We start from the raw sequence: 6,399 nt of genomic DNA, 5'->3' as shown, positions 1-6,399 counted from the left end.
AATATGCGTCGATTGCGCAATACGTTCCTCGTCTCTGCCCTATTGTCCATTCCACTTCTGTGGTCCATGGTGGGTCATTTTTCTTTCACCTCATGGATTTGGGTGCCGGAATGGTTCATGCACCCTTGGGTACAAATGGTACTGGCAGCGCCGGTTCAATTTATTATAGGGGCACGCTTCTATGTTGGGGCATTTAAGGCACTCCGCAGTGGGAGCGCCAATATGGATGTGCTTGTTGCGCTCGGTACGACCTCAGCCTATGTCTACAGTGTGTACTTGGCGTGGCAATGGCAGATTGGCGAGCTTCACCATCCTGAGATGTATTTTGAGACGAGTGCTGTTCTCATTACGCTCATTCTTCTGGGTAAATGGCTGGAGGCTTCAGCTAAAGGACGGTCTTCTCAAGCAATCCGAGCTCTGATGGGGCTGCGTGCCAAAACGGCAACCGTTGTGCGCGACGGTGAACAAGTGGAAGTGCCTGTGGAGGATGTGGCAAATGGGGATCTCGTACTTGTTCGCCCAGGTGAGAAAGTACCGGTAGACGGCATTGTAGTTAGCGGGACATCGACCGTGGATGAATCCATGCTTACCGGTGAAAGCGTCCCTGTTGAGAAGCAAGCCGGCGATAATGTATACGGGGCTACCGTGAATGCGCAGGGGGCATTTACGATGAAAGCGACCCAGGTCGGCTCCGAGACGGCGCTCTCGCAAATTATTAAAATCGTTGAGGAGGCGCAGGGCTCCAAGGCTCCGATTCAGCGGATCGCTGATAAAATATCAGGCATCTTCGTGCCGATAGTCGTTGGGATTGCGGTGCTTGTATTCTTAATTTGGTATTTCGCTGTTGAACCAGGCAACTTCGGTGTAGCCTTGTCTCGTACCATTGCCGTACTCGTAATCGCTTGCCCGTGTGCGCTCGGCTTGGCAACGCCAACGTCGATTATGGCGGGAACCGGACGTGCTGCGGAATATGGTGTACTATTCCGAGGCGGCGAGCATCTAGAAGGCGCCTATCGGGTGCAGACAGTTGTGCTCGACAAGACAGGAACCGTAACAGAAGGGGCTCCTTCGCTTACAGATGTTGTATTGCATGATGGGAATGAAGACGAGAAGACAGAACTCTTGACCTTACTGGCATCTGCAGAGAAGCAATCCGAGCATCCATTGGCACAGGCGATTGTGAAGGGATTGTCGGAGCAAGGAATCAGCACGGTCGAACCGGATTCATTCCGAGCTGAACCTGGATATGGAATAGCGGCTGAGGTGAATGGGCATCAGATCATTGTCGGCACACGCAGATGGATGGAGAAGAACGGGGTAGCAAGCAGCGATGCGGAGGAAGCATTGCAAGACATGGAGCAGGCAGGCAAGACGGCAATGCTTATCGCGGTTGATGGCAGTTGGAAAGGCATAGTTGCCGTTGCCGATCAAGTGAAGGCTTCCTCGAAGAAGGCTATCGAGCGGCTGCATCAAATGGGGATACGCGTTGTCATGATGACAGGAGACAACACACGCACAGCCAGAGCCATCGCGTCACAAGTAGGGATTGATGATGTATTTGCAGAGGTGCTACCTGAACAGAAGGCACAGCATGTGCGCGAGCTGCAGCAGAGAGGCAGTGTTGTCGCCATGGTAGGCGATGGAATTAATGATGCGCCAGCTCTGGCAGCAGCGGACATTGGGTTCGCGATCGGTACAGGTACGGATGTAGCAATGGAGACGGCAGGCGTAACCTTAATGCGTGGCGACTTGAACGGCATTGCGGATGCGATGGAGATGAGCCGCCGTACAATGCGTAACATTAAGCAGAACTTGTTCTGGGCACTCGTATACAATACGATAGGCATCCCGATTGCAGCAATCGGATTGCTTGCCCCATGGCTTGCAGGAGCGGCTATGGCCTTCAGCTCGGTATCCGTTGTACTGAATGCGCTGCGGCTTCAACGCATCAAGCTGTAACCTGCAGAATTTCTTGGTAGAGATCGTGATGTTCCTAAACAGAAGGTAGCATATAATCCTATCGCCGAACGTAATATGCGGTAATGATGATGCGGATCATTGACGAACTGTCAACTTTGGTGTTAACAAAAGTGGCAGCCACATGGTATGATCAAATCGGATGAAAGGTATGATTAAGGAGGTCTGAACATGCAATTACGCGTTACAGCGAAGGCAGTCGAGCGTTTTTTGGCTGATTGGGGATTCACAGCAGGAGACTCAGTACGCATATTCGTCCGCTATAGCGGATTCAGTGCTTCAGGACCTTATTCATTCGGCATCATGAAAGACAGTCCGCAATATCCAGCAGTGACGGAAGTTGTGAACGGCATTACGTTCTTTATGGAGCAAAATGATGTATGGTTCTTGGATAATCGTGAATTGACGCTAGATGAGAAAGGTGAAGATATTGTCTTTCTGCATGAAGGAATGGTCATCTAGCGCATCAACCCGTAATCATCAATAGGCGAGCCGAGAGGCTCGCCTATTGTGCATGGATAGACGCTTAGTGAATCGGAGTTTCATGAAGATAAGGTGACAGCTTCGGTATTTGTTTATTTTGGTTAGAGATGAGAAAAAATCCTTGTCATTCGTTCTGGTTAGATATATAATCGTTCTCAATTGGGGGAAGCGTGACAGCGACTTTCAATGCAATTGAATATGAGGAAACAGGTGCTTCGGGTAACGTCGAAGCTTAATAGGGAAGCCGGTTGGAAATCCGGCGCGGTCCCGCCACTGTGACAGTTGAGGTATTGCGAGAGAGCCACTGGTCGTAATCGATCGGGAAGGCTGCAAAGGCCAATGAAGCTGAAGCCAGGAGACCTGCCTGTTTTGACAACACTGTTCGTACCTACGGGAGATAGGGAAGTGTTCGTAAGCATGGATATCGGTTTTCGATTCCTCTTAGCATGAGGGTAGTCTGCTAATGAGCCGGAAGGATCGATCTATTCCACTATGACTTCATGGACGTTTACGAGACATTTCTGTTGTTGGACAGGAATGTCTTTTTTGCATATTGGGATGCAGTGAAATTTCTGAAGTCTGAGTGATAAAGTCACATATGGTGGGGTAGAGCGTTCAACTGCAATCTCAATTCCGTGTTAAGCGATAGAAATTGTCCAATTAAATCCCGTACGGCAAAATGACTCATGGAGAGGGGCAGTATGATGACAGTTCATTCAATCAAGACAAGCACAGCAGGTTACCCTCGGATCGGATACGACCGGGAATGGAAGAAGGCATTGGAGCAATATTGGGCTGGGAACAGTTCTGTTCAGCAGCTGGAAGAAGAATTGGCACGCATCAATGATGTTCGGCTGAAGACGATGCAGGACGCTGGCATTGACCTGATTCCAGTAAATGATTACTCCTGGTATGATCATGTGCTTGATATGACGGCCACATTCGGATTGATTCCGTCACGGTTTGCATATGACGGTGGAGAAGTGAACGCAGATTTGCTGTTCGCCTTGGCTCGTGGTACACAGGATGCGGTAGCTTGCGAGATGACGAAGTGGTTTAATACGAACTATCACTACATTGTGCCGGAATGGGAAGGCAAGGCGCCGCAATTGACGGTCAATCGCCCGCTGCAAGCCTATCGCCAAGCGAAGCAGATTCATGGCATTGAAGGTAAGCCAGTCATCATCGGACCCTATACGTATGTCCGCTTTATTAAAGGGATTAAACCGGAAGAGCGCCTGAATGTTCTTCGCCAATTCGTAGGGGTATACGGACAGTTGCTTAGCGAGTTGGAGCGTGAAGGTGTGCAGGCTGTGCAATTGGATGAACCTGCATTCGTGCTGGAAGTGCCAAGCGAGCATTGGACTGCTGTGAAGGAAGTCTATGCCGAATTGCGCAAGGCAGCACCAAGCTTATCATTATGGGTTCAGACCTACTTCGATGCGGTGTCCGACTACGAAGCGTTCGTGTCTCTTCCGGTGGATACGCTCGGATTAGACTTTGTTCATGATAGAGGGAGAAATGAAGCAGCGCTTCGTCAATTCGGTTTCCCTGCGCAGAAGCAGCTTGCTGTCGGGATTATTGATGGCCGCAATATTTGGCGTACGGACTTGGCGGCTGCTGCAGTATGGCTGGAGTCTGTGGAAGAGATTGTACCGAAGGAACGCTGGATTATTCAGCCATCATGCAGCCTGCTTCATGTACCACTCACGTCGGAGCGGGAAACTGAGCTGTCCGCACCAGTGCGCGAGGCATTGGCGTTCGCGGATGAGAAGCTGGAGGAGACTGCCCTACTTGCTCGTCACTTCTCAACCCCGAGTGAAGAGACGCGCGCAGCATTAGTAGAGAGCGGTGCTCGTGTTCAAGCATGGCGGACGGAACCGTCAAGACAGCGTCCGCAAGTCGTTCAAGCGTTGGAAGTACTGCTTCGTGCAGAGAAGGAAAAAGGAATTGAACGTCTTCCATTCGAGGAACGCAAGGAGCTTCAGCGCAAGCGCTGGCCATCGCTGCCGCTGCTGCCGACCACAACGATTGGCAGTATGCCGCAAACTGCGGATATCCGGCGCGCACGCCTTCGCTTCCGCAAGGGAGAATGGGATGCGAAGACGTATGAAACCTATTTGGAAGAAGAAATGACACGCTGGATTCGCATTCAGGAAGAGATCGGCATTGACGTGCTGGTACATGGTGAATTCGAACGCACGGACATGGTCGAATACTTTGGCGAGAAGCTGGACGGGTTCGCATTCACGAAGTTCGGCTGGGTTCAATCCTATGGCTCGCGCTGTGTAAAACCACCGGTTCTGTACGGAGATGTGGCGTTCACAGAGCCGATGACGGTGAAGGAAACGGCATTTGCGCAGTCCTTGACGTCTCAGCCGGTTAAGGGGATGCTTACGGGCCCGGTAACGATCTTGAACTGGTCGTTCGTACGTGACGACATTCCTCGCGAGCAGGCGGCATTCCAGCTGGCGTACGCGCTTCGCCAAGAGATTGCAGCACTGGAGACTGCAGGTATTGGCATGATCCAGGTCGATGAGCCTGCGGTGAAGGAAGGGATGCCGCTTAAGGCGGAGGATGCTGTCTATTATACGGATTGGGCAGTGCTTGCTTTCCGGCTTGCAACATGCGGAGCAGCGCCTGAGACGCAAGTACACACGCATATGTGCTATTGCGACTTCTCCGACATGGTCGATACGATCCGCAAGATGGATGCTGACGTGATCTCGCTCGAAACGGCACGCAGCGGCGGCGATATGATTGCTACGCTGGAGGAGCAGAGCTATGAGCTTGGCATTGGTCTGGGTGTATATGATATTCACAGTCCACGTGTGCCTGCTGTAGAAGAGATTGATCGGATTATCGAGCAGGCGCTTCGTGTGCTGCCGGTTGAGACGTTCTGGATTAACCCAGACTGTGGTCTGAAGACGCGCCGCGAGCCGGAGACGGTAGCTGCACTGCGCAACATGGTAGAAGCAACGAAGCTTGCTCGCGCACGCCATGAAGCGGCAGTATCGACTGAAGCATAAGAACTGATCCTCGCTAGTTTTCATCGCGCGCACATAGACTTCAATATTTCTTCATTATCATAGGGAAAGGCCGTCTCTCGCAGTCATCGCGACTGCCATGCAGAGATGGTCTTTTTTTATACCGTGAAACCTTCAAATTTGAAATACGTAATATATGGTAAATCGACATTTTTCTTTTTCTGCGCGTGAGTGAATGAGATGAACATTGGTTATTCATATGTTAAAGGAATACCGGGACAACCAAACATGTCGATTAATGAAAATTATGTTATAATAGAGATGTAAGCGGATACATGATTCCTGCTTCCATCTTCCTTATCACACGGAGGCAGAAAGGTGGGATCTGATATGCGTTGGTTCACACAATGGTTCAAACGGGATAAGAAAAACGCTAAGGCAGCTCTTGAAGCGGTGCATGTAACGTTAGAAGATGTCCGCAGAGCGGTGCTTCAATATGAGAAGGATATGCCAAAAGAGATTAAACGAACGACCCTGCTCCTAGGGGATCAAAGCATTGATTTGAAACGCCTGCGCCGTTATTTAGGTGGAGAATCGGATCAGAAGTTCTATATGTCCCATTACACGTACGAAATATTTGAAGAGAAAGACAAGCACATTCCGATATATCTAGATATGGTTCAGGCTGCGGTCGATGATTATTTGGATGAACATGATGATCTTCCCGTACTCACGGGAACACGCAACCGCCAAGTCCACTATGACCTGCTCATGCAGCGCCATTATTTAAAAGAGAAGCCGCCTATCTCTCTCTACTTAACGACAGAGCAGTTTTTACTGACTCACGAAGAGGATTGGCATAAATCACAAGCCGCGATTCCAATTGATTTGTAACGGAATTGGCACGAATAACAAGAGCTTGCCCTCATTGGCAGAGGGTGAGCTCTTGTTG

Annotated in this window: 4 protein-coding genes and 1 riboswitch; all 4 genes read left to right on the top strand. The window is 50.3% G+C overall.

The window, feature by feature from the left end:
* Window positions 1-1,959: copper-translocating P-type ATPase (locus tag AZ66_RS25380; RefSeq protein ID WP_044357423.1), on the top strand; the 1,959-nt coding region annotated here is incomplete at its 5' end.
* A gap of 189 nt (window positions 1,960-2,148) precedes the next feature.
* Window positions 2,149-2,439, top strand: a complete 291-nt coding sequence (locus AZ66_RS25375) for a HesB/YadR/YfhF family protein (protein ID WP_021256452.1) — start codon at window positions 2,149-2,151, stop codon at window positions 2,437-2,439.
* A gap of 212 nt (window positions 2,440-2,651) precedes the next feature.
* Window positions 2,652-2,842: riboswitch (cobalamin riboswitch) on the top strand.
* A 322-nt stretch (window positions 2,843-3,164) separates the two neighbouring features.
* On the top strand, window positions 3,165-5,489 hold the full coding sequence (gene metE / locus AZ66_RS25370; RefSeq protein ID WP_044357422.1) for a 5-methyltetrahydropteroyltriglutamate--homocysteine S-methyltransferase: 2,325 nt from the start codon (window positions 3,165-3,167) through the stop codon (window positions 5,487-5,489).
* 348 nt (window positions 5,490-5,837) lie between these two features.
* The gene (locus tag AZ66_RS25365; RefSeq protein ID WP_021261916.1) at window positions 5,838-6,341 is read left to right on the top strand and encodes a DUF3939 domain-containing protein; all 504 of its coding nucleotides are present in this window, start codon (window positions 5,838-5,840) and stop codon (window positions 6,339-6,341) included.
* Window positions 6,342-6,399: the final 58 nt, after the last annotated feature.

The organism is Paenibacillus sp. E194 (genome assembly GCF_000935845.1).
Lineage (GTDB): Bacteria > Bacillota > Bacilli > Paenibacillales > Paenibacillaceae > Paenibacillus_B > Paenibacillus_B alvei_B.
Note: the sequence above shows the minus strand (reverse complement) of the source record. Positions and strands in the feature narration are given on the sequence as shown.

Excerpts from the sequence above, each read along its gene's own strand:
- AZ66_RS25375 (WP_021256452.1), top strand. The coding sequence starts at position 2,149 with ATGCAATTACGCGTTACAGCGAAGGCAGTCGAGCGTTTTTTGGCTGAT.
- metE (WP_044357422.1), top strand. The coding sequence starts at position 3,165 with ATGACAGTTCATTCAATCAAGACAAGCACAGCAGGTTACCCTCGGATC.
- AZ66_RS25365 (WP_021261916.1), top strand. The coding sequence starts at position 5,838 with ATGCGTTGGTTCACACAATGGTTCAAACGGGATAAGAAAAACGCTAAG.